The 21,760-nt window shown below is 58.1% G+C and carries 18 protein-coding genes, 13 tRNA genes and 2 pseudogenes; 5 read left to right on the top strand and 28 right to left on the bottom strand.

Annotation, left to right across the window (positions count from 1 at the left end):
• Positions 1-311 precede the first annotated feature (311 nt).
• Positions 312-1,133 carry an IS5 family transposase gene (locus tag DVH23_RS21465; RefSeq protein WP_114579402.1) on the top strand — a complete coding sequence of 274 codons (822 nt, stop codon included), beginning with the start codon at positions 312-314 and terminating at the stop codon, positions 1,131-1,133.
• A gap of 52 nt (positions 1,134-1,185) precedes the next feature.
• Here DVH23_RS21465 and DVH23_RS21460 read toward each other — a convergent pair whose 3' ends face one another.
• The 17 genes from DVH23_RS21460 to DVH23_RS21390 form a co-directional block, all read right to left on the bottom strand.
• Positions 1,186-1,899, bottom strand: coding sequence for an HNH endonuclease signature motif containing protein (locus tag DVH23_RS21460; RefSeq protein WP_114579401.1), 714 nt, complete (start codon positions 1,897-1,899; stop codon positions 1,186-1,188).
• Positions 1,900-2,125: 226 nt separating this feature from the next.
• A complete protein-coding gene (locus DVH23_RS21455) occupies positions 2,126-3,652 on the bottom strand; it encodes a TROVE domain-containing protein (protein WP_114579400.1) in 1,527 nt (508 codons plus the stop codon).
• A 115-nt stretch (positions 3,653-3,767) separates the two neighbouring features.
• Positions 3,768-3,843: transfer RNA gene (locus DVH23_RS21450), tRNA-Arg, on the bottom strand.
• Between the two features lie 424 nt (positions 3,844-4,267).
• Positions 4,268-4,343: transfer RNA gene (locus tag DVH23_RS21445), tRNA-Glu, on the bottom strand.
• A gap of 47 nt (positions 4,344-4,390) precedes the next feature.
• Positions 4,391-4,795, bottom strand: coding sequence for a hypothetical protein (locus tag DVH23_RS21440; protein ID WP_114579399.1), 405 nt, complete (start codon positions 4,793-4,795; stop codon positions 4,391-4,393).
• A 12-nt stretch (positions 4,796-4,807) separates the two neighbouring features.
• A tRNA-Met gene (locus DVH23_RS21435) sits at positions 4,808-4,878 on the bottom strand.
• 104 nt (positions 4,879-4,982) lie between these two features.
• Positions 4,983-5,055 (bottom strand) — tRNA-Glu (locus DVH23_RS21430).
• 34 nt (positions 5,056-5,089) lie between these two features.
• Positions 5,090-5,216, bottom strand: a tRNA-Thr gene (locus DVH23_RS23945).
• A 4-nt stretch (positions 5,217-5,220) separates the two neighbouring features.
• A tRNA-Tyr gene (locus DVH23_RS21420) sits at positions 5,221-5,292 on the bottom strand.
• 4 nt (positions 5,293-5,296) lie between these two features.
• Positions 5,297-5,379, bottom strand: a tRNA-Leu gene (locus tag DVH23_RS21415).
• Between the two features lie 42 nt (positions 5,380-5,421).
• A tRNA-Leu gene (locus DVH23_RS21410) sits at positions 5,422-5,503 on the bottom strand.
• A gap of 47 nt (positions 5,504-5,550) precedes the next feature.
• Positions 5,551-5,636: transfer RNA gene (locus tag DVH23_RS21405), tRNA-Ser, on the bottom strand.
• Between the two features lie 226 nt (positions 5,637-5,862).
• Positions 5,863-6,003, bottom strand: coding sequence for a hypothetical protein (locus tag DVH23_RS23940; protein ID WP_157969412.1), 141 nt, complete (start codon positions 6,001-6,003; stop codon positions 5,863-5,865).
• 2 nt (positions 6,004-6,005) lie between these two features.
• Positions 6,006-6,092, bottom strand: a tRNA-Ser gene (locus DVH23_RS23935).
• A 4-nt stretch (positions 6,093-6,096) separates the two neighbouring features.
• A tRNA-Pro gene (locus DVH23_RS21400) sits at positions 6,097-6,169 on the bottom strand.
• 251 nt (positions 6,170-6,420) lie between these two features.
• A tRNA-Asp gene (locus tag DVH23_RS21395) sits at positions 6,421-6,494 on the bottom strand.
• A gap of 7 nt (positions 6,495-6,501) precedes the next feature.
• Positions 6,502-6,577 (bottom strand) — tRNA-Gln (locus DVH23_RS21390).
• Between the two features lie 1,136 nt (positions 6,578-7,713).
• Between DVH23_RS21390 and DVH23_RS21385 the strand changes: the two genes are divergently transcribed.
• Positions 7,714-9,111 (top strand): ATP-binding protein, encoded by a 1,398-nt coding sequence (locus tag DVH23_RS21385; RefSeq protein ID WP_114579398.1) that lies wholly within the window; start codon positions 7,714-7,716, stop codon positions 9,109-9,111.
• Between the two features lie 109 nt (positions 9,112-9,220).
• Here the strand turns inward: DVH23_RS21385 and DVH23_RS21380 are convergent, their stop codons facing one another.
• The 8 genes and pseudogenes from DVH23_RS21380 to DVH23_RS25365 form a co-directional block, all read right to left on the bottom strand.
• On the bottom strand, positions 9,221-11,224 hold the full coding sequence (locus DVH23_RS21380; RefSeq protein ID WP_114579397.1) for an SWIM zinc finger domain-containing protein: 2,004 nt from the start codon (positions 11,222-11,224) through the stop codon (positions 9,221-9,223).
• A 54-nt stretch (positions 11,225-11,278) separates the two neighbouring features.
• Positions 11,279-11,647 (bottom strand): calcium-binding protein, encoded by a 369-nt coding sequence (locus DVH23_RS21375; RefSeq protein ID WP_114579396.1) that lies wholly within the window; start codon positions 11,645-11,647, stop codon positions 11,279-11,281.
• Positions 11,644-12,030 (bottom strand): hypothetical protein, encoded by a 387-nt coding sequence (locus tag DVH23_RS24440; RefSeq protein ID WP_198668049.1) that lies wholly within the window; start codon positions 12,028-12,030, stop codon positions 11,644-11,646. The genes DVH23_RS21375 and DVH23_RS24440 overlap by 4 nt, the downstream gene beginning before the upstream one ends.
• Positions 12,031-12,485: 455 nt before the next feature.
• Positions 12,486-13,286 carry an SWIM zinc finger domain-containing protein gene (locus DVH23_RS24820; protein WP_114579395.1) on the bottom strand — a complete coding sequence of 267 codons (801 nt, stop codon included), beginning with the start codon at positions 13,284-13,286 and terminating at the stop codon, positions 12,486-12,488.
• A gap of 261 nt (positions 13,287-13,547) precedes the next feature.
• Positions 13,548-13,700, bottom strand: a pseudogene (locus tag DVH23_RS25370) (Zn-binding domain-containing protein); the annotation flags it as partial.
• Positions 13,701-13,814: 114 nt separating this feature from the next.
• Positions 13,815-14,825: an MBL fold metallo-hydrolase RNA specificity domain-containing protein gene (locus DVH23_RS24815; RefSeq protein ID WP_232833880.1), complete on the bottom strand. Its 1,011-nt coding sequence runs from the start codon at positions 14,823-14,825 to the stop codon at positions 13,815-13,817.
• Between the two features lie 114 nt (positions 14,826-14,939).
• Positions 14,940-15,626, bottom strand: a pseudogene (locus tag DVH23_RS24810) (MBL fold metallo-hydrolase); the annotation flags it as partial.
• A 3-nt stretch (positions 15,627-15,629) separates the two neighbouring features.
• Positions 15,630-15,986, bottom strand: a complete 357-nt coding sequence (locus DVH23_RS25365) for a DUF6788 family protein (protein ID WP_114579394.1) — start codon at positions 15,984-15,986, stop codon at positions 15,630-15,632.
• Positions 15,987-16,473: 487 nt separating this feature from the next.
• On the opposite strand from DVH23_RS25365, the gene DVH23_RS21345 reads away from it, so the two are divergent.
• Together DVH23_RS21345 and DVH23_RS21340 are read left to right on the top strand one after the other, a co-directional pair.
• Complete coding sequence (locus DVH23_RS21345) at positions 16,474-17,349, top strand: GNAT family N-acetyltransferase (RefSeq protein WP_198668047.1); 876 nt, start codon at positions 16,474-16,476, stop codon at positions 17,347-17,349.
• 647 nt (positions 17,350-17,996) lie between these two features.
• A complete protein-coding gene (locus DVH23_RS21340) occupies positions 17,997-18,650 on the top strand; it encodes a dihydrofolate reductase family protein (RefSeq protein ID WP_114579392.1) in 654 nt (217 codons plus the stop codon).
• Between the two features lie 122 nt (positions 18,651-18,772).
• Here the strand turns inward: DVH23_RS21340 and DVH23_RS21335 are convergent, their stop codons facing one another.
• Positions 18,773-19,444: a helix-turn-helix domain-containing protein gene (locus tag DVH23_RS21335; protein WP_114579391.1), complete on the bottom strand. Its 672-nt coding sequence runs from the start codon at positions 19,442-19,444 to the stop codon at positions 18,773-18,775.
• A 367-nt stretch (positions 19,445-19,811) separates the two neighbouring features.
• Here DVH23_RS21335 and DVH23_RS21330 point away from each other — a divergent pair, with 367 nt between their 5' ends.
• Entirely contained in the window at positions 19,812-20,171 is a 360-nt protein-coding gene (locus DVH23_RS21330) for a hypothetical protein (RefSeq protein ID WP_114579390.1), read from the top strand.
• Between the two features lie 47 nt (positions 20,172-20,218).
• Here DVH23_RS21330 and DVH23_RS25360 read toward each other — a convergent pair whose 3' ends face one another.
• On the bottom strand, positions 20,219-20,560 hold the full coding sequence (locus DVH23_RS25360) for a HalOD1 output domain-containing protein (protein WP_157972559.1): 342 nt from the start codon (positions 20,558-20,560) through the stop codon (positions 20,219-20,221).
• Between the two features lie 132 nt (positions 20,561-20,692).
• On the bottom strand, positions 20,693-21,505 hold the full coding sequence (locus tag DVH23_RS21325; RefSeq protein WP_114579389.1) for a TrmB family transcriptional regulator: 813 nt from the start codon (positions 21,503-21,505) through the stop codon (positions 20,693-20,695).
• Positions 21,506-21,760 lie beyond the last annotated feature (255 nt).

Below are 21,760 nucleotides of genomic sequence, written 5' to 3'. Positions count from 1 at the left end.
CACTTCCATCTGCTTCGCAGGATCGCTAGCCGAGAGCTGATTTCGCGGGTTTCACTATTGAGCGGCGTTGGCGCAGAACGTATGAACGACTTTGAGAAGGACGGTCAGGAGGTGAGAAAGGAGTTTGGTTGGTCGGAGACCTTGCCAAGAATAGCGATTATTAGATCGGTCGCAGCTCTCGAAGACGTTGATCAGACCGAGGTCGCAAAGGTATGTGATACTCGGCTGTTCAATTCGTTGGCTCTGTAGTTTCGCTAGGCGAGGACTCTACGACCGCGTTATTGCCGTAGAAAGCGAAGAGACGGATCAGTGTGACATCTGAAATCCGCCTCTTCACCCGTGTTACGGTCGCCAAGTCTAAATCAGTTGTTGCGAATCCCGACGGACCCGCCGACCCCGAACGGGGTCGCGGGTTCGCCGAATGGGCGATGCTCACCCTCCATGCACTTCGTCTCGAGCTGGGCAAATCCTACCGTGTCACGGTAGATTTGCTCAGCGAGATGCCCGGTGTCCTCGATGAAATCGGTCTTACGCGACTCCCTCACTACACGGTACTGCGTACCTGGTTCGAGCGAATTCCGACGAAGACGTGGCATGCGTTTCTCGACGCCTCCGTCGAGAAACGCACTGGCCACGCTGCGATCGATTCGACAGGCTTTGACCGTGATCAGCCCAGCCGCCACTACGCCAACCGCACGCATTACCGCGTCCGAGCGCTGAAAGTCACGGCTCTCGTGGACGTTGAAACGCTGTACATCACTGACGTTCACTCGACGACCTCGAAGAAGCACGACGCGAAGATCGGCCCGCAGGTCGCCCGGCGAAACGCCGGCGACCTGCGAAGCCTCGCGGCTGATCGCGGGTACGACGCGAGAGCGTTCCGCGACGAACTCCGTGAAAACGGCGTCCGACCCCTCATCAAACACCGTATCATGAATCCGCTCGATCACGCCCACAACGCCCGCATGGACAGTGATCGGTACCATCAGCGCTCCATGTCAGAAACCGTCTTCTCGTCGATCAAGCGCACGCTCGGCGCTGCCGTGCGTGCGCGAAGCTGGTGGCTCGAATTCCGTGAAATGCTGCTCAAAGCCACCGTCTATAACCTTCGCCGCACCGTCCGTTATCCATGAAATCCGCCGCCGTGTACCGAAACTACAGAGCCAAGAAAAGATACGGACAGGACTAGGTCGGCTCGAACGCCTCGATCTCATTGATGATCTGCTTCGGATTCTCGGCGTGTTGAACACACGCTTCGTGACAGATTTCATTAACACCGACTAAAATATCTTCCAGAGCCTCGGGTCGGGGACACTCCTTCTTGCCCACCTCAATTTTAGCGTGGCAGTCACGGCAAAGATAGATGAGATTAGTAAGTTGGTTCGCCTCTTTATCGGAGTCAAAGGTTTTGTACGGTGTTATGTGATGAACATCTTTCCCATCCCCTCCACATAACTGGCAGCTATCATAGTATTCGGCGATGATTCGTCGATGGCGATTCCACGTATCACCGTAGTTCGTTGCGTGACCACCTTTCCAGTGAGGGCTGTTCTCACCAGATTGGTTTTCTGACTGCCAATCTGCTCGACATCGTATCGAACAGAATCGTGCTGATGGAGCTCCGGACTGTTTCACCTCAAATTTTGCCTCGCAGTATTCACAGCTAAGCGTCTCTTTTCCACCATTCCAGACTGGTGAACTTTCACCAGAGGCCCATTCCGACCGCCAGTTGGAGCGACACGTATCACTACAAAAGTGGAGTCTATCGATACGTGAAGGGCGAATTTCAAACAGACCTTCGCACCAGCGACATTCCTTCTGAACCTTTGGTTTCCACGCAGGGTTATTTTCTCCAACAAAAGTCCCCTCCTTCTCGTGGAGTCTTGATTTACAGTCCATACTACATGTCCGGCGCTGATCCCGTTGAGAGGGGAGTATTTCAAATTCATCCCACAAACCTCACAATGCATTGTCTCTGGGATCCGCTCATTATGGACCTTGGAATGATGGATACGAACGTATTGGTAGCTCGAAAAACCACTCTTCCCACACGTGGGACAGGTATTTTCAGCCGTAGTCATATATGATATCACAATTGAAAAATAATAAATTGCGAGTATCACTGCTATCTATTCCTCTCTTCTATTTGTTCGATGATTTGATTTGGTTTCTCAACTTGATTTATAAATGAGAGAGTTTTTTCCGACCACCCCGAGATGTTGTAGACGTTCTTGTAGCCTTCTGGCGTCACCAGGTCGCCGTAGGCCGCGAGATCGACGAGATACAGCGAGGTGTCCGCAGACACCTCGTCCCGATACGTATCGAACGCGTCCTTGACCGTCTGGGAATCGCGGGCTGTAAACGGCGTGTTGTCCCAGATCTGCATATCGGTGAAGACGACGATACGTTCAACAGCACCCCCTCGGTCGTGGAGGTGCTTGATCGCCTTCCAGCCGTTCGTCGAGTTCCCGACGTCCTCGTCGATCGCCAACACCGCCGATTGGCGCTGCAGTACTGGCGTGTCGACGTGCATCGGAACTGTCTGGAAGTCGTCGCCGAACCCGCCGACGTCGGCACCCTGGTTGGCCAGGATCGCACCGAACAACGCACCGATCTCCTTCAGTCGGAGCGTGCTGTTCGCGGACAGCCGCTGATCCATCGATCCCGACAGGTCGACCGCGACAAAGGTATCGCCGAATCCGCCAGGCACCGTCTCGACCGCGACATCAATTGCGTCTTCGAGCCACTGCTCGACCGTCGGTGCCTGGACATCCGCGTCTTGCAGCGCGGTGTAGGCCTGGTAGTACCGGAACGGGTACAGCGGCGCGTGTCGGACGGCCTCTAGGTCGAGGTAATCCACGACGGTGTCCTCCGGAACGCCGGTTTCGAGCATGTTCCGGAGGTTCCGGATCGACGCGAAGATGGGCAGCGTGTACTCGTCATCCTCGATGAGCAGTTCCCAGGCGGCTTGGGTGTTGCCGCGCTCGGAGATAACCGTCTCCCAGGTGTTGGGCGCCGGCAACGGGTCGACGTCGGGATAGTCGTCGAGGCCGCCACGCATGAACCGCTCGAAGAGCGCTTCCTGCTCGGCGTCGACGGGCGTGGGGTGGACGCGGTTGAAGACGTCGTGCAGCGTCACCTCGCGCCGCGACAGGTCGTACTTGCCCAGCGTGTAGGCGTCGGCCATCTCCACCAGCGCGTCCTCGATCCCGCGTCGAAGCGGCCACGGCGCAGTCCCGCCGAACAGCTGATCGTGGACCGCGAGCGCGGTGGCTGTCTCGTCCATTCGCTGGATGATCGCCGGCGCCCATTCGCGGATGAGCGACTCCGGGGAGTCGTCCTTGAACCGGTTGTCGTTGGCTGCCAGCACGAGCAGCGCTTGTGGGATGTCCCGCAAGTAGAGCTCCTGGCGCGCATAGGCTGCGAGCTTCAGGACGAACTCTGGATCTTCGTTTGCGGCGTCATCGAATTGGTGGACGACAGCCGCCAGCTGTTCGTCATCGGACTCGTAGAACGATCCTTCCAGCAGCTGATTGATCGTGCGCTTGTACAATGCGAGTCGAGGGTCGGCAGGCTCGAACGCTTCCCCACCTTCGTAGTTGGTAGTCCGCGTTGTCTCCGCGACCGTTTGCTTCGGCGTGTTGAATTCCATACTATCACCCGGAGCCACAACAGGCGACTCCAATACCAGCGCTGCTCACACGCTCTGTGACCAGCGAGTATCGGGAGAGAAACTTCCCGAACCAGCCTCGCATCGCTTGGCTGGACGTTCCCGGCACGATTCGAACGTGCGACATCCCGGCTTCGAAGGCCGGTGCTCTGTCCTGGCTGAGCTACGGGAACACGAGTGGCCGGACAATTTCTGGAGCGAAAGACGGGATTCGAACCCGTAGCGTGCCATCGACGTATCGCTCCAGATCGACGGCCACTGGTGACACGGCGACCGGAAAACCGTCGGAGCGGGACCGGTGTCGAGAGTACCATCGTACTCTCTTTGTCCGGGATGTTCTCGATGGACTACGCCACCGACAGGATTTGAACCTGCGAGTTCCTGGCGAAGCAACGCTCCGACTCGACGGTCGCCACGTGCGGTCGGACAACCGGTGGCGCGACGGGCTATGACTCCCGTTGGTGTGCTTTGCGGGCGAAGAAACGCACCACCTCGACGACCACACGCTTGGGGAAAGCCGACCGTGACAGCGTCACGGATCCGTGGCTGCCCGCTATGTCAGACACGGGAAAACGCTGTCAGGGCCAGCCCCCCGAGTGCTCCCGAGGGGAATCGAACCCCTGACCTCCACCTTGAAAGGGTGGCGTCTCTCTCCAACGGAGACTCCGGGAGCGCTGTAGGGAAGAAATCAAGCACCGAGTTACGGCGGACACGCACGGATTATCGCCGGCGTTCGAAACCCTCGAGTTGCCCGTGCGTGAACGTCACTTGATACGTGACGAGTGTATCGAGATTCTCGAAGGAGTGTGTGAGCTCGAAACGGCCGTGGTAGTCGTCTCGTTCGATCCAGCCGTCGTGGACTCGATTCAGACTGCCGGCCATGTAGCGAAAATCGTCCTCGTCGACGTCGTCATGGCTCGCGTATGGTCGATCTTCCGGCGGAACCGGTTCGGTGTGCCACTCCTCTTCGAAGAGATGACCATCCGCCGTAATCCGAAATGTGGTCATGGTGGGTCGACCGATGCCTTTCGTCTGCCAGTCGACGTCCTCGGCAGGAGTAATCCCTTCGGGGTACTCCGGTAGGTGGACGTCGTCGTAGAGTTCGACTGTATCGAATAGTCCCATTGTTGTCCTCCATTGCGGGACCAGGAGTCGAACCTGGACCTCGGGGATATGAGCCCCACGGACTGCCATTATCCTATCCCGCAGCACCACAATCCGGAACTCACTCATGGGCATCTCTCATTTCTCCACAGCTGTCCGTCCCTCAGTCTAGTCAGCTGGCAGTGAGAGGTCTCGGACTGTTGGAGAATGCTCCAGCCCGGATTCGAACCGGGGGTTCGGCCGTGAGAGGGCCGTGAGTTTGGCCGCTACTCCACTGGAGCGGGTTGGCCTCGTCTGGAAAGGGTCATCGGCCAGTGGGACGGGCAGGATTCGAACCTGCGTGTTCTCGTTACAAGTGAGATGAAGGAACTCTCACCGTCGCACCGGGTCTCCGGTGAAAACTCGGCGAGAGTGTGTGAATGCCAGGCTCTTCCACCGTCCCGCAGTCTCCCCGGCACGACTCGAACGTGCGTCTCCTCCTCTACAGGGAGGCATCGTAGCCGCTAGACCACGGGGAGAAAATGTCGCCGCGAGGATTCGAACCTCGGAAGGACCTACGCCAGCGGTTCTGAACCGCTTTCTGTTGGCCACTTGAGTACGGCGACGTAACGTTGAAGCGGGAATTATCTACCGGCACGATGGCCGGATGCCGCCACCAGGATTCGAACCTCGGAAGGACGAACCACACGGGTCTCGACCGTGTCCGGTCGACCTCTCTGGCATGGCGGCGCAATTCGAGAATCGCCGGCGACTCTGCGAATCACTTCGGCACGCAGCGGCGGGAGAGCGATTTGAACACTCGTGTCCTTGCGGACGCTGCGGTTCCAACGCAGTTCCTTGACCAAGCTAAGGAAACCCCGCCAACGGTGAGACGGAGAGTCGAACTCCGAAGCCTCGCGGCTCTCGGTTTCAAACCGAGCGCGGTCGCCTATCCGCATGTCTCACCATCTCCGTCAGAACTTGCTCCGACAAGCCCGCCTCGCGTTTCTCACCGAGACACCGGAAGACGCGCATTACTCAGCTTCTGACCCTCACTATCGAGGCGAATGTGCTCATCAGCACCCAGTCACGGCAGGGATGGATGGCAGTCACCTCGTTCCGTGGAAGTATGCGCCGTCCTCGGTGACGCAGATTTCCACGCTTCCAATCGTGTCGATAGACGTTGTTTCACCGAGCGGGACGTGACGGAACGCTTCCTCCTCGCAGGCGGGGCAGACATTCGTTGTCATGACGCCGCGACCCGGATTCGAACCGGGAGACCGATAGTAGACGGCCACGGCATAGCAGGCCGCTGGGTTCCCCAATACCCAGTCGCGGCACAGTGAGCCGACGAGGATTCGAACCCCGGTCCTGTGCGCCCAAGGCACAGATCGTCGTCCGCTGGACCATCGGCTCACTGGACTGCCGAGCGTTCGGCAGCTGATTCACTATCTGTACGACTGTTTCCAACTGTGCAACCGCGACCGAGTAGTCGTGGTTGCACGTCTCATCGCGGGGGCGTACTTCGGGTGCTCCCGGGAATACCACACCGGCTCATGTAGGTTGCAGACCCTGCTGGGCCCAGCATCGTAGGAACGATCCAGTTGATCGCACCAACGGGCTGCCTACCTCGATGGGTATCCCCACGTGGCCACGCCACGCATCCACGCCGACGCCGGGATTCGAACCCGGATCACGACCGCGACAGGGCCGTATGCTCGCCGAGTTACACCACGTCGGCACCGTAGTCGCCCCGGCCGGAATCGAACCGGCGACCTCCGGATTCAAAGTCCGGCGTCCCTCGCCAGCGGAGACTCCGGGGCTCTACGTAGGCGCAGCTATCGCTGCGGGGCTGTTGGCTAACGACTTCCGTGCGCTCAGCGCGGACGGAGTCCGCTCGCCCCTGTTTCGGAACGAACGGAAACCAATCAGCCGCGAGCCTGGCACCCCACACGCGCATCAGGCTGTGTACTGAGCGAGTACTGGGCACAGGCAGGCGGCAATCCCGTGTTCCCCGATCCCTGACGGGTAGTCCGTATGGGGGCCGAGTTATGCGGGTGAGAGTGTCCGGCCGTTGCCGGATTGCGTCGAACCTTCGTATTTGAAGTCGACGTGCATCCGGCGGTTTGCGCCCGGGCTCTTCGCACGCTGATCTTGTAGGCACTCGCCGAACATGGGACCCGCGGCTAAGCGAGAACGAGCACGCCGCGGGGTGAGGCGAGTGATGATCATCGTGTTGAACTCTCCCAGTTTGAGGGGTATATCGGACGTCAACCTGGACTATCGTGGCAATTGTATTAAAATCAGTCTGGGTGTGGGTAACTCACCCATAGTAGTGGACAGTCGAATATTACACTCAGGTTTTTGAGCGGCGCCGTGTCGGACTGCAACTATAGTCGCTCTTCCGTAGTACAGCGGAACCAGAGAAACGAGAGACTGATTGGCTCCTAATTCGCTTGGATTCCCGTCATACAGACCATCTCTCCTGTAGATTGTTCATCGTCAACATGCCATTCCGCCAGTCTACACAAGAGCGTCCGGTAAAGTGTCCTCGGGAGAGGGTACCCCTCGTGAGTGGAAACACTGTCGCGTCGGCGGTGATTCGCCGCCGACAGCGACTGCCCAGAGCTATTCATCGGCTTCATCGATTCTTCGAGACTGTCCAGGCACGGATCAGGCCGGTTCAGCACGTACCGGATGAAGTCGGGCGGTCACTGATGTGATCGACTGATAAGACATCAGCCGGTGTGTCATCCAAATGCGCATCGAAAAAGATGTCGAGACGATTCCGATCTGGGCACTCGACCATTCGTGTAGTGAAATTTGTACCAATCACGTTCAGGTGAGCCAAACACCAGTGACCGTTCAGGTTGCCCCCTGGGAAATAATAAAATCGTAGTTAGTAAAATCGTGATTTAGATAACCAGAAGCATAATAACTGTTGCGAGCGAATCGAATGTATGACTCACCCGCGTTTTGTCGACCGTGAGAACGAACTGGAATTGTTGGACGCGAGGTTCGAGAGCGAGTCAGCCGAGTTGATCGTTGTCTACGGTCGACGACGGCTCGGCAAGAGTGCGCTCGTGCGTGAGGCAGTCCGAGAGCGAGAGAACGCGATCTACTGGCAGGCGACTGAGGAGACGCCCGAGGCACAACTCACGAACTTTGTCGACACCGCCAGTGAAACGGTTCCCATTCTGGAGGACATCCAGCGCGACTGGGAAGCGATCTTTCGAGCGCTGGGGCGAGAAGACGCGATCGTCGTTCTCGACGAGTTCCCATATCTCATCGAGTCCGACGAGGCGCTCCCCTCGAAGGTGCAGCGGGTCTGGGACACACATCTCGAAGAGACGGCCGCGACGCTGGTACTCGTCGGGTCATCGATTAGTATCATGGAGGACAAGGTCCTCAGCGGCGGCAGTCCGCTGTACGGTCGCCGGACGGCGACGGTCGACCTGCCACCGCTCGAGCTTGCAGACGCACAACGGTTCTATCCCAGTGACGACCCGGACGACGTTATCCAGGCCTGGAGTGTGTTTGGTGGCACGCCGTACTATCTCCAGGCACTCGACTCGTCTCGTTCACTGGCCGCAAACATCCAGTCGCAGATCCTCTCGGAACATGGTGTCCTCCACAACGAACCTGAATTCCTGTTGCGGACGGAGTTCGGGATTCGAGAGCCACAGACCTACTACACGATTCTTCGGGCGATTGCGACCGGCAAGCGGGCTGCCAACGAGATTGCTGGCTTCGCCGGTGTTGACTCAAATGCACTGGGTTCGTATCTCTCGAAGCTCCGGCGGCTCCGCCTTGTCGAACGCGACATTCCGGTGACAGCAGATCCCAACTCGACACGAAAGAGCCGCTACCGGCTGAAGGAACCACTCTTCCGGTTCTGGTTCCGGTATGTCTATGGCCAACAGGGCCAACTCGTCCAGCTTAGCGACGACGCCTACGATCAGCTGGTCGAACCGACCTTCACCGATTATATGGGAACGATGTTCGAGCGAGTCTGTCAGAACGTACTACCCTCGTTAATTCCGAAGACGTACCAGGGAGTCGGTTACTGGTGGCACAAGCAACACGAACTCGATGTTGTCGGTCTCGGGAGCGACGGTACACTCGTCGCAGGCGAGTGCAAGTACACCAGCAGGAAGATGACCGAGGGCGACCTGGCCGACCTCGAACGGGCGGCATCCGCGGTCCAGTGGACGCCACCCAACGAAAGTGACCGGACCGAGCAGTACTGCTGTTTCTGTCGCTCCGGGTTTTCCGATGGTCTCCAACAGGTGGCTGCGGAACGTGACGACGTGTCACTGTTCACTCCGACCGATATCGTGCCAGGTGACAGTGCGTGACTACGAGGTGTCCGCAAGTCGTCGGAATCGGGCCCATCTCGCCACTCGGTCATCGATCAGGCCTGGGTCTGGTATCACGGGTAAACGTTCGGCGTACAGTACGAATCGCTCAAAACCCGGCCTTTGCCAGTTCGTCGAGAAACGCCGGGCGGTTCGAGTGCTTGTCTTTCAGGAAGTCGAGAAACTCATCGAATCGCTCTTCGGGGACGAGTTGCTGCATCTCTTCGAGGTGGTCAGCGACCGTTCGGTAGTGACGCCGCCCGGTCTCACCAGCGGCGAACGGGACGACCAGTTCGCGGTAGAACTCGAAGTACTCGACCGGAGCGAAAGTTGCGACTGGATCACGATACTGGCGAACCAACGAGAGATTTTCGCTGTCTTTCAGTTCCGCAAACCCGTTTTCGAGGTCGCCTTCGTGGACGTACATGGCGATGAGTTTCTGCCGGTTGTCCGCGAACTGTCGCTCGAACTCCTCGTAGAGTGACTGCCACTCTTGGTCGTCACAGATGTCTTTCAGATCGTCGTAGGCTGCCCACTCGGTATGATCGAGAAACAACTGTTTCAGCGTGCGACGGTACGCTTCTGTGTCACGCTCGCGGTAGAGGTCGGCAGCGAGCCAGCGAAGGTCAGTCGTCGACCGGAATGTCTCGATTCCATCTTCGAGCACCTCGATTGCACGGTCTTCGTTCCCCTCCTCGATCAACCGCTCGGCGTACTGTTTACAGAGGCGGGTGGTTTCGAGATAGACCTCCTCGTACAGTGACGGCAGCGCCGCTTCCTCGCCGAGTTCCCTGAGGATATAGATGTACGTCGAGATGAGACTCCGTACGCGAAGTGATGAGGATATTTCTGTCTCTCCAGCAGTCGACTCGCTCGGGTCGACATCTGCGGTGTGTGTCTCGACAGTCGTCGGGTCGTCGACACGCAGTTTCTCGAAGGCATCGCCGACGAAGTACTCCAGTTTTAGGGTCCCGACTGCTAGGTGTTGGATATCGAGCGTCCCACCAGTGAAGTCGTCGGGGGTGAGCGGGCCGTCGGTGAAATCAGAAGTATAGAGAACGTCGTCCGTTCGCTCACGGTGGTGTTCCGTGGGTTCTTCCGTCGATTGTTCGTCTGCCGATACTTCGACAGGGTCATCGCTGGCGGATGCGTCTTGTCGGCCGCCAGCCCCAGCGGATGTCAGTTCGCCCCCAGCTACTGCATCGAGACTGATGTTAGAGACACGCTCGTCCAGTGCGTCCAGCCAGTATTCAAGGTCGTCGGTCGTCGTACAGAGTGTTCGCAGTGCGTCGTCGTAATAATCGCTGGCGAAGCCGTGATCGGCCTCGACGAACCCTTCGCAGAGGTACTCGATGTACGGTCGCTTCTGTTCGTGGCTGTCGAGATTTTCCGCGACTGTCTCGACATACGAGTCGATGGCTCGTTCAATCTCCCGACCGTGATACCCGCCGCTGTCGTCGATCCGGTTCAGGTTCTCACGAATCGCTTCGGTAATCGCCCGGTAGATGTCCGTCGCCGTCTCGACGTTACCACGCTCGCGGTGTGTCTCGGCGAGGTCGTAATATTGCGAGAAATCGACGTGCGTGTCGTAGTCGATCAGCCCACCGCGGCCGGCAGCACTGTCGAATAGTTGGCCGATCTCCTGTTTGTAGTCGTAGACGGTTTTGCCCGTGTCTTCACCCGCGAACGCGACGAGGCGGTCGCGGATGTCGCGGTCGTCCTCGATAATCTCCAGCAGGAAGGATCGAAGCTCGTCGGCTGCCATGTCCTCGACCACTGCTTCGATGTCTACCGTCTCCGACAGAGCGCTATCTGGACTGGCGTCAGTCGCACTGTCCGTGTCGGTATCGCGGTCCTCGACGGCCAGCAGAACCGCAACGATGTGTTTGCAGTCACCCGCGTAGTCGTACGGACAACTACAGCGGGTGCGAACAGTATCGTCCGCAATGTCGACAGCCACCTCGTAGTAGTTCGAGCCACGAACGGTGGCCCTGACCTCCCCGCCGTCGATGTCGAGTTCCTGAACACGCTCCTGGTGGTAGTAGTTCACACCCCGCTCGAAGGACTGTTCGGTACAGAACGACCGAATTTCTTCGCGGGTCGGGTAGTCCATGTGTTGTCGACGACTACCGTGCTGGTCCCTGAAAACGTGGCGCTACTCGCATATTCAGCCCAGTCGCCCACCGTCGCCGTTCCAGTAGTGCCAGTCGTCGACTGCGTCCCGTGTATTCTGATCCACGTCGAGCACCTCAAGCTGTGATAGTGGCACACCGAATTCCCGGTCCATCCACTCCACGAGGACGAACATCTCCCTGCTGCTGACGACCTCATCCGTCATTCCGACGACACGCGCTTCTTCGCCCTCTCGCAGCGGTGAGATTGTTCGTTCCTCGATACATCGCGCCTGAAATGGAACGGTCATCTCGCGTTCGAGGTAATAGCACCAGCTGATCGCCTGCTCATCTGCGGTGTAGGCGTCGGTGAGTATCTCTCTCCGAATGCGTTTGTTTCGCTCTTCGTCTGTTTCCCCGGTCATTGTGGTCGTTTCTCCCTGACAATCGCGGCCGTCTCGGTCGATGCGATCACGTCGATATCGTCGAGAACCCCATCAAGTTCGTCAGGCTCGTACACCTCCTTGACGATACAGTAGTAGTGCGATGGCGTGCCGAAGTCGTAAACCAGACTGAGTCTGTCGCCTTCCCAGAGTGCGCCACGCTCGGCGACCTCTCCAACCGTCATCTCGCTGGCTTTCGTGTCCGATCGGTCATCTGCTTGCTCGTACTGGTGGTCGGGAAGCACGTTGATGCTGGAATCCAGATGCTCGCCTTCGAGGCCGTACATCCGGAGGTGGAAATCGTCGAGCGTGGTGAACCGACACACGAGTCTGTCCAGTTCTGCCATCGTCGTCTCGGGTCCCACGACGATATCGTATCACTCGTCTCGCGCACGACCTTTCTGCTTCCAGCGGAGCCGATACCCGATGGTTCCGATCCGCTCGGATACGTCGTCGTCAGCTCGTTCCTGTTCGTCCGCCAGTGCGTCGCGTGTATTCGACCAGCAATACGAGCAGATTTCGCCCGGTGCGTCGCCCTCGAGCCCCTCTTTGTCGATTTCGTTCTGGGTGACGAATTCCGAAAACGGGACTCGTCGGTGTCGCGGATGCCGGCTGCTTCTACTACACATCTTCTTACCGGGAGCGCTAGGGCCAAGCGAGAAGCGATTGTCGTCCTCCAACTCGCGTTCGCGCTCGCGGTCCGTCTCGGATCCGCCAGCCAAGCGAGAAGCGATTGTCGTCCTCCAACGCACCCGCATCCATATCGATGATGTGTGCCACTGTTCCACTCCCAATCTCGATCACAAATCGCTCTGTCGATTCACTCATTGTATCGCTCCTCCAAGTTATCGAGTTCGCGCCAGAACTGATCGCTGTTAATCGGCGGCTCCGACGTTGCCCGCGCTTCCAGCACGCCCGCGTACGTGTCGAACTCCTCGGGAGTTGGGTCGGTTGCAAGGATACAGTCGGCGTAGCCTTCGATCGCGGTCTGGATGGTCCGTGCGTAGTGGTCATACGCCCCGTCGACCCAATTGTATTTTTCGTCGACTTCCTCGAACACGGCCCGATAGACGGTCGCAGCCGCTAGATACCGGTCGCGGTTACGGTACTGCTTGGCAATCTCGAAAAACCGGGAGAAGTCGATAGCGTCGTACACGCCAGGGTCGGCGTGCTGCTCGAACAGTTGCGCGATCTCCTCTCGGTATTCCTCGACTGATTTGTGGTCGTCACCAAAGCGTGCGAGAAACTGTTCGCGCAACTCTGCGTGTTCAGCGAGTGCGTCACGGACGAATCCACGCAGGTCGTCTGCAGACACGTCTTCGAGAACCGTCTCGATGGCCTCACTTTCGTCCTGTGGCGGGTTCGCAGCGATGTCCAGCAACACCGCGACGACGTGCTTGCAGTCGCCACCACCGTCGTACGGGCAGGTACACTGCGTGTCGAGGCTCCGGCCACCGAACTCGACAGTCACGTCGTAGAGGTTCGATCCGCGGACAGCCGCGGTAACGAGATCATCGAACCGATCGAGGCGTTGAATCCTCCCTTCATCGCGGTAGTTTTGCCCGCGCTCGAACACTGCGTCCGTGCTCCGATCCCGGATCGTCTTCTCGTCGACGTTCATACCCCGTCGTTCGCAACGGTGGCCTAACGAGATTTCGGTGTCGCATCGTCGGCCTGCCGGCTTGGATCGGCCAGTGCCATCGTGAGCGTTGCCGCGAGGCGCTTGTCGAGCGGTTCGTTTGCCCGGCCACAGTGGGGAGACTGGATACAGGCCGGACAGCCGTCCGAACACCCGAAATCGGCGAGCAGTTCCCACGTGTGTTGAAAGGCCCTCGATGTGGTCGTATCCGTTCCTGGCCAGTCCGACACCACCGCGGTAGCTATCGTAGATGAACAGCGCACTCGTCTCTGCCTGTGGATGGTCCGTCGTCGAGACGCTCCCGACATCACGCCGGTCACAGAGAATGACAAGCGGAAACGTGGCGACGAGAGCGTGCTGGGCGGCGTGGAGTCTGCCCTCGAACGACCCGGACATCGTCTGCATCAACCGTTCGAGTCCCGGTGGGAGTGTCACGTACAATGCCCGCGTTGACAGCGTTGTTTCGGGCATTGGCGGGCGCTCAACCCGGCAGGTGATCGTGTTCGTGTATTACTCAGACTGCTCGCCTTGTTCATCGTGAACGATGGCTCGAACGTCTGCCTCCGACAGCGTGGATTCGTTCCGGGCGGTGGCGAGCTCCTCACTCAATGCAGCCACTTGTTCGCGGAGCTGACGAACCTGCTCACGAACGTCACTCGAGGTACCCTCGACCTGCTCCGGGGTCAGCACCGGCGTTGCGAGTTCGTCTGTACCCTCTCGTGAGAGTGGAATCGGCGTGAGGAGTCGTGATCGCGTCACCTGGGACGCACTCTCGACGTTCCGAGTGACGTGCTCGGCGAGTTGTGCTTGGGCGTACTCGGGACCGTGGATGAGTGCGATCGCTTCCGGACTCACCTGCCGGGCGTATTCGAGAAGGCCGTCCTGAGCGGCGTGTCCGCTAAACCCATGGACAGTTTGGAGCCAGTCGGACGGGATCGTTGCTCGAGTCACCCGGTCGGGACCGTCGTCGGTGTCGATCGTCGTCCACTGGACGGTCTCCGAGGTGGGCCAATCAGTTCCAAAGGGCGTTGCCTCAGTCGTATACGTGAGTTCGTCGTCGTCGGCCTTGACCTGATTTTGGAGGGTTCGGCCGAGGGTTCCAGAGGCCTGGTATCCAGTCAAGAGGAGTGTTGCACGGTCGTATCGAGCCGCAAACTCGGTGAGATAGCGAGGTGAGTTCCCTCCGCTCAGCATCCCCGAGGGCGCGATAACGATTGGGACGGTGCCGGTTCCGCCAGCATCCTCGAGCAGTGCTCGTCGGTCGGTATCTGACTTTGGGAACTCGGCGATATCAGGCTGGAACGGTGTTTCATACCCGGTTTCGACGACTCGGTTCACCATCGCGTCGTCCATAACCGTCTCGTCTTGGACGTATTCGTGATAGATCTCGGTCGCCTCTTGGGCCATCCCGTCGACGACGAGGCGCATCTTCTGTTGCAACTCATCAGGGAATTCGTGCAGTCGGTCACCGATCACGAGTTGGAGGAGCTGTGCGCGACCGACGGCGAACGTCGGGATCAATACCGGAGAGCCCTCTCGGACGGATTGTTCGATCGCTTCGAAGAGGGTTGTCTGCGCATCGTTGATCGACGTATGACTGTGGGTTCCGCCGTAGGTCGACTCACAGAGGAGCAGATCGGCCTGTGGTGGCGTCTCAATCGAAGGCAGGTGTCCCGCACGACCACCGAGGTCTCCAGAGAAGACGACCTTTTGGCCGGTCGTTTGGAGCGTGAGCCAGGCCGACCCTAGCAGGTGGGCGGCGTTCCCGAATCGAAAGACGAGCGGCTCTTGTTCAGGGACGTCGGCGACGCCAGCGACAAGCCCTCCGCCGTAGGAGACAGGTTCGAACCGGTCGATGACGGCAGTGACATCGCGCTCGGTGAATTGCCGATCACGATGCGTCGTTTCGTGTTGGTGGATTTTCAGCGAGTCACGCAGGAGGAGTGTTGCGAGGTCGATGGTCGGGGGCGTCGCGACGATGGGGGCGTCATCGTCGAGGAGACCGCGGGCTTCGAACACGGGGAGACCGCCGCAGTGATCGATATGGGCGTGAGTGAGAAAGACGGCGTCGATGACTTCAGGGCCGAGACCACGGTCATCAGGGAATTGGTTACCTGTGCCCTGATTCAGACCGCAATCGACGAGATACGTAGCGTACTCGGTGTCGACTTGATAGCAGCTTCGGCCAACCTCACGGGCGCCTCCGCGAGGTGTGATGAGTATCGGGGTATCTGAATCGGGTGTAACGTCGGCGTGGTCGAGTGGATCGAAGGTTTCGTCGGTCTCGGCGGGGAGCCAGGGGTGGTCCGTGTTGATGGGCATTCGTTAGTCAGTTGTATTGGTGTTCGGAGCTTTGCCGAGATATTCCCTGCGAACGGTGTCACCATCGCGATACGCTCGATATGCGTACGGGCCGTGTTTCGGGCCACCACTCATGCACTTACAGGTGTCGTCGCCACAAGTTCGATACTCGTGATAGACCGTGCCGCTCGAGCCCTCCTCGACGACATCGACGTCATCGGGGAGGTCGTCTTCAGTGACGGGCTCCTCTCGGCGCCGCTCACGATCGGCAAGCAACTGATCGATGTAGTCGCAGGTGTCGCGAAGCGTCTCATCGTCTTGTTTGGGAAGCCCATCGGCGATATAATCAGGGAGTGTCGAAGGTGGCGTCGGTGGTGCCATTGACCTTGTGCAACAATTGCCCGCATTCCCAATAAAGGTGTTGCACAAGGTAGCGGTATAGTCGCCTCCTCTCACCCTTGTTTCTAATTATCAGGTTAGAAATGTGAATCAGATCCCTCTCTCGTGAAAAATAACTTAGATGGGTTGAGCTTACTCAGACTAAACTCTGGGTCTACTGTGTCTAGCTTCGGAAATACACAGTGGGATTGAGCTAAATCTCATTATGCCCAACTCTTTGGACTATTTTCACGACTTAGCGGCTGATCCTCACGTCACATACAGACGACTCACCTATCGTTCAGTGCAACGGAACGACTTATCCGTACAGTCCGTCTCTATTCACCATCCCCGCCGTCAAGCATCGTCACCTCGACAGACTCCTCGAGATGGGCACTCATACTACTCTCACCGACTGGCGGACCCATTGGTGTATCTTAGGTCAGCGAAAGTGGGCAACGTTAATTTATCGTGTCGGTTAACGTCTATCATGCCAGCAACAGGCGGGTGTCAGAAGCTGACTACGGGCTCAAAGTCGGTCGAGACCGTGGAGCTGATTGTCTGCCCCAACTGTGGAGAGCGGTCGAATACGGCGATGATATATGGAGAGATGAACGCCTGTATAGCCTGTGACGAGCCGCTTGGACGCGACCTCCCATTGGAGGAAAAGCGACTGCCCGTGTTCACGTGCGGTGCCTGTGGTGAAGAGACGCCACCGTTCTACGAGCACCTTGGGCACGTAGGAGATGTCTCAGTTCTCAACTGCTCGAACCAAGACTGTGACTACCTTGTCGCAGCGATGGACGATAATGGCGTGTACAAGGACCCAAACGACCTCTTGAGTGCCGCATGGATTGAGGGGGTTGATGGTGTCGGGCGGGACCGACAGGTCACTGTCGTCGAAACTCCGGAACAGAAGGCCGCAGTGCAACTGCTGAATGTAGAGGCGAAGAACGAGGACACGACGTTCAGCCTCTACAAGCCAGAGCACGCAAACGCATTCCTCGCGTATCACGACCGAACGGCCGTGGGATACCTGACGTGGACCGCCGAACCAGCCAAGGATACGCGGTCCGGGAAGGTCGCAGTCCTCAGGCAGATATTCACACTCCCTTCATTCCGGCGAGCGGGAATCGGTACACTACTTCTGGAGCAATTCAAGCAGGAGGCTGCTGACTTCGCTGATGACTTCTATGCGGTTGAGGGTGCGAATACACAGACGCTCCGCCTGTTGAAGGCAGCAGGGGACGTGGACTACAGCGTCACCGATGAGGGTGTTATGCCAACCAAGGCCGATACAGTGGCTTTCCTGAAAACAAATCCGTTCCAGAAGCTGGCTTCAGACCTGGCTCGTGAGAAGCAGTAAGGGAATACAGCGCCGCGTTACCACTTTCTGTTCTCGCGCTGGGCTTCCCAAGCATCAACGCTGCCGTAGAGCCGGCCAAACAGTTGCTCGGGGTTGTTCTTCGCAAGTGTGACTGCCGTGTCGCCGGCTCCCTCAACATTGGGATCTTCGAGCTCGCCCTTGTTCCATTGCGCTACCTCGTACCTTTCGTTACCTTCCTACTGGAGGATAGGGACGCTATCACTGCCGCACTGAACGATGAGTTCCATAGCGACTCTTCACGCCGAAGTGCTTAGGACTGGCGTGAGAAACTTCGGCAGTAGCGCTCTATATCGAAGTCGTCACACCACTGCGTGAAATCCGGATCATGGTGACTGTAGGGCTTTCCGGTTACTTTGCTGACCCCGGCGAACATCTCCGGGAAGCGGCCTATCCATAACTATCCGACGACTAACTACGCACACCAGACTGTGGGATTGGGGTTTTCGTTTGGTTCGCAGCCCAAGGTAACGATGAGATAAAACCTCAGGGCTCAACTCACAAGGCCTATTTTCACGAAGGCCATCAGCTGATTCTTGCGCTACGCACAAGGGAAGCAGGTAACGGAACTGTCGTAATTTATCTGACGGGAAGATAGCTATATCGCCTGTTTTCACGTAAATGGGGGAATGACCGAGACTCATACGGATGAAACGACCGGACAACTCGTCGTTGGAACGTTTCTTACGCTCGATGGAGTGATGCAGGCACCGGGCGGTCCTGATGAGGACCGCGACGCCGGTTTCGACCAGGGCGGGTGGTCAGTCAACTACTGGGATGAGCAGATGGGTGAAATCATGGATGACCAGTTCGTGGAGGCCGACGCGCTGCTGCTCGGCCGGAAAACATACGAGATCTTCGCCGACCACTGGCCTAACGTCGAGGACGACGATCCCGTGGCGACGAAACTGAACAGCATGCCCAAGTATGTCGCTTCCAGAACCCTTGAAGAGGTGGAGTGGAACAACTCAATGCTCCTTTCGGGCGACATCGCGAAGGCTGTCGAGGATCTCAAGAAAGAGCGTGAGGGCGTAATCATGACCCAGGGGAGCCATGATCTGATCCAGACGTTGCTCGCACACGACCTCGTTGACGAGTTTTGGCTCTGGATTTTCCCCCTGGTCCTGGGGAATGGGAAGCAGTTGTTCGGGGACGGAACGATTCCAGCCGCTCTCGAATTGACGAATGCCGAGACCTCGAGCACAGGAGTCCAAATGCTCCGATATTCCCAAACAGGGGAAATTAACCACGGCTCGTTCGCATTAGATGACGTGACGGAGTGAGGAGTGGTCCGTTCACACCTCAATGTAACGTGTCGGTTGGATCACGCTGATCAGACCAGCCGTCGTTACGTACAGACGAGAGAGTATCACTTCGTCTCGTAGTTGCAATCGCGGCCTCCCGGTTATTGTGTCGACTCTCGAGGCCCGATCATGAGTGTGTTTTTCACGAGGGCTTTGTGTCCGCGGCGGAGACGTTCGGAGAGCGCCTGATGGGAGATATCGAATTCGGTCGCCAGTTCTTCTGCATCAATAGTGCGCGGAATCTCGTAGTAGCCGAGTTCGAAGGCAGTGGTCATCGTACTCTGTTGGGCGTCCGTAAGACCGAACCGGCCCTGCCGCCCTTCATCGATGTTATAAACAGTCAGGATCTCACAGTCGATTCCGTTCGCACGACAATAATCGTGGGTTCGAGCCAGCGCTTCACGGGTCGGGAAGAGCAAGCGAAGATACCATCCCTCACCCGTCCCCGAGGCTGACAGGACCGTTCCATCTTCTTCGACGAGGATCTGAACGAGAAGGGTGATTTTGTCGATCCATTCCATTCGGTACAACCGCTCTTCATCGAGCTCCGCGATGCACTCAACCTGGTCGATCGTCTCGTCGGTTGCAAACACCTCTTCGAGGTCGTCGAGAACTGATGATGGTGCTTCGACCCAGAGAAACGGCATGAGCGTCTCCGGATCCGTGGCGACGATTCGCTCGACTTCACACTTCAAGTCATCAACGGTGGTCAGTGTATGCTCGAGAGCGAAGTGCGTGAGGTTAACTTTCACCTCCGCGATGGTTCCAGTCATACACTCTACTCGCGACACTCCGCCTTCGAAGTTTGCATTTGCAAGCTCATGATACTTTCTCAGTAATTATCACACCTGCACCACTCAACAAAATATCTAATAATCGATGTTTAGAAAGGTCGAGATTCTCATCTTCTAAATCGGCCCAAAGCACTTTGGGACTGTACTTATGCAACCCAGCAGTAGGCGGGGTTGATTTTGGATACACTCCTCCATTTCGACTGCTCAGTAATCATCACTCGAGTGTGATCCCCGGTCAGGGGTGTGAGGATCCGGGTCATCGGCAGTGGTATCCGTCCCCACGTTGAGTCGATTTCAGCCGTGTTCGCTCGTGCTCGGTGCCCAATCGAACAGGGTGGAGCTGCCAATGACTCTCGACCACCACACCGACTCGATCCAGATCGTGTTAGAGGTGGTTACCGACCAGCGCCGACGGACGGTCCTTAACCACCTGCGAACGACCGACGACGACGTCGTTCACCTCGACGAACTCGTCAACCGTCTCCCCCACACGGAGACACCGGCGAAAACTTCACCACAACCACCTTCCCACAGACAGGGACCGTCAGCCCACGACCAACTGCGACTCGAGTTACACCACGCTCATCTCCCCAAACTCGACGACGTCGGAATCGTCGAGTACGACCCCCGTAGTGAGACGGTTCGATACCACCCGACGCCGCGCCTCGAGAAGCTCCTCGCCTTCATCGAGACCGAACTCGAGTGATCGCCTCGCGGTCCTCCCGTTGACGGGCGTGTATCGATACCTGAGGACTACTCATCCGACTCTTGGCCGAGCGGAACGATGACGTCCCCATTCCCTTTGACGATGACCGTCGTCCCATCATAGTCGAACGACAGCCGGAGGGATGCCCGCGAAGCAGGGGTTCCGGACTCGAGCAGATTGGTGAGGGCCTCGACATCGATCGAGTCGTGCAGCGGTGGCAGTCGGTCAGGGTCGCGGGCCGTTGCCTTCGCAACGGTTTCGACGATCGCGAGTCCCGGCTGTTCCCATCCGGTCCAGTCGGACCGAAGTGATCCCTCATCGGCGTCTGACGCCCCGGGTGATGATGAGTCCGATGCTCCTGAATCCGGACGTGATTCATCAGGTGACATAGGTAAGATTCCCGCCGTGACTCCGCGCTTGGTCTGCGTTGATTCGAGGGACTGCGTCCCCTTGAGTGGTTTCCAAGCGTATGTAATCTCGGTACATGTCTCTTGTGGGAGGATCCGAGTGAATCGAGTATCTCAGTCGCGATTACCGTTGAGTTGCCAGGTGAACATCGCTTTCAGGACCACGACCAGACTGTTGGTCGCTCCCGACCCCCAGATCGCGGTCTCCTCGATTTCCTCGGGCGGCCCGCTGGTTCCGTCTGCACCGTCACGAGAGTCCGGGACGAGCACGCTGACCAACGTCTTGGTTTCGTCGGCCATGAACAAGCGTCCGGCGGGCGTGTCCGACCAGACCCAGAGCGTCTCGAAGAACTCGGCCTCCGGGATCTCGTCCGCGAGTTCGTCTTCGACCTCCGGGGACATCGCTCCCAGTCTGATCGTGACGCCACGCTCGCTGGCGTCCCGAAGGGCCTCCACGAGCGCATCCGTGAGCAACGCCCCGACGGTCATGTAGACGAGTTCGTCCTCGGCGTTCTCGATGAAGTCGATGACGCGATCCGAGATCGATTGCTGGTTGCTGACGGTCCAGACGCCCTGTTGTTCCTCTGAACGTGTGACCCCGCCAAGCGAGTTGAGCGCACTCACTAATTCGTCGACCCGATAGGACACCTCGGATTCGAACCGCCGGCCCGTCGTTTCCGAGGAAACCGCCCAAAACCGTTTGGGCGTCGATTGCTGGACGTCGACGAGTCCCCACGACTGGAGTTCCTCGGCGGCGTCGTAGACGCGGGTTCGGGGAACCGACGCGATATCACTGACCTCTCTGGCGGTCCCCTCGCCAAGGCTCTGGAGGGCGACGAACGTCTGAGCGGCGTACGTGCTCAAACCGAGCGCTTCGAGGTGATCGACCGCCGTCGACCATGACCGATCCGAGTCAGTAGGAGCCATTGAACTAGTGGTGTATCTGCTCTCGGGGCCCTCCCGGTAGGGGAGGGATAGGCACACGGCGTCAGCGTGGTTGGGACCTATCTGCCACAGTGTGCCCATCGAGGGGTTCGTCCTCCCTACCCATATACTTATTGTGAGTATCCGAGTGAATTAGTTTCGAGAAGATGGAAGACCCGTACTGCTATCGGTCTCGGGAAAACTCTGTAGTGATGAGAGTGACACATTGAAACGCGACTTCGTATCCGTGATATCCAT

The sequence above is a fragment of the Saliphagus sp. LR7 genome (genome assembly GCF_003344565.1).
In the GTDB taxonomy this organism is placed as follows: domain Archaea; phylum Halobacteriota; class Halobacteria; order Halobacteriales; family Natrialbaceae; genus Saliphagus; species Saliphagus infecundisoli.
Note: the sequence above shows the minus strand (reverse complement) of the source record. Positions and strands in the feature narration are given on the sequence as shown.

Coding starts and splice junctions, on each gene's coding strand:
- DVH23_RS21460 (WP_114579401.1), bottom strand. CDS start 1,899: ATGGACTGTAAATCAAGACTCCACGAGAAGGAGGGGACTTTTGTTGGA.
- DVH23_RS21455 (WP_114579400.1), bottom strand. CDS start 3,652: ATGGAATTCAACACGCCGAAGCAAACGGTCGCGGAGACAACGCGGACT.
- DVH23_RS21440 (WP_114579399.1), bottom strand. CDS start 4,795: ATGGGACTATTCGATACAGTCGAACTCTACGACGACGTCCACCTACCG.
- DVH23_RS23940 (WP_157969412.1), bottom strand. CDS start 6,003: ATGACAACGAATGTCTGCCCCGCCTGCGAGGAGGAAGCGTTCCGTCAC.
- DVH23_RS21385 (WP_114579398.1), top strand. CDS start 7,714: ATGACTCACCCGCGTTTTGTCGACCGTGAGAACGAACTGGAATTGTTG.
- DVH23_RS21380 (WP_114579397.1), bottom strand. CDS start 11,224: ATGGACTACCCGACCCGCGAAGAAATTCGGTCGTTCTGTACCGAACAG.
- DVH23_RS21375 (WP_114579396.1), bottom strand. CDS start 11,647: ATGACCGGGGAAACAGACGAAGAGCGAAACAAACGCATTCGGAGAGAG.
- DVH23_RS24820 (WP_114579395.1), bottom strand. CDS start 13,286: ATGAACGTCGACGAGAAGACGATCCGGGATCGGAGCACGGACGCAGTG.
- DVH23_RS25365 (WP_114579394.1), bottom strand. CDS start 15,986: ATGGCACCACCGACGCCACCTTCGACACTCCCTGATTATATCGCCGAT.
- DVH23_RS21345 (WP_198668047.1), top strand. CDS start 16,474: ATGCCAGCAACAGGCGGGTGTCAGAAGCTGACTACGGGCTCAAAGTCG.
- DVH23_RS21340 (WP_114579392.1), top strand. CDS start 17,997: ATGACCGAGACTCATACGGATGAAACGACCGGACAACTCGTCGTTGGA.
- DVH23_RS21335 (WP_114579391.1), bottom strand. CDS start 19,444: ATGACTGGAACCATCGCGGAGGTGAAAGTTAACCTCACGCACTTCGCT.
- DVH23_RS21330 (WP_114579390.1), top strand. CDS start 19,812: ATGACTCTCGACCACCACACCGACTCGATCCAGATCGTGTTAGAGGTG.
- DVH23_RS25360 (WP_157972559.1), bottom strand. CDS start 20,560: ATGTCACCTGATGAATCACGTCCGGATTCAGGAGCATCGGACTCATCA.
- DVH23_RS21325 (WP_114579389.1), bottom strand. CDS start 21,505: ATGGCTCCTACTGACTCGGATCGGTCATGGTCGACGGCGGTCGATCAC.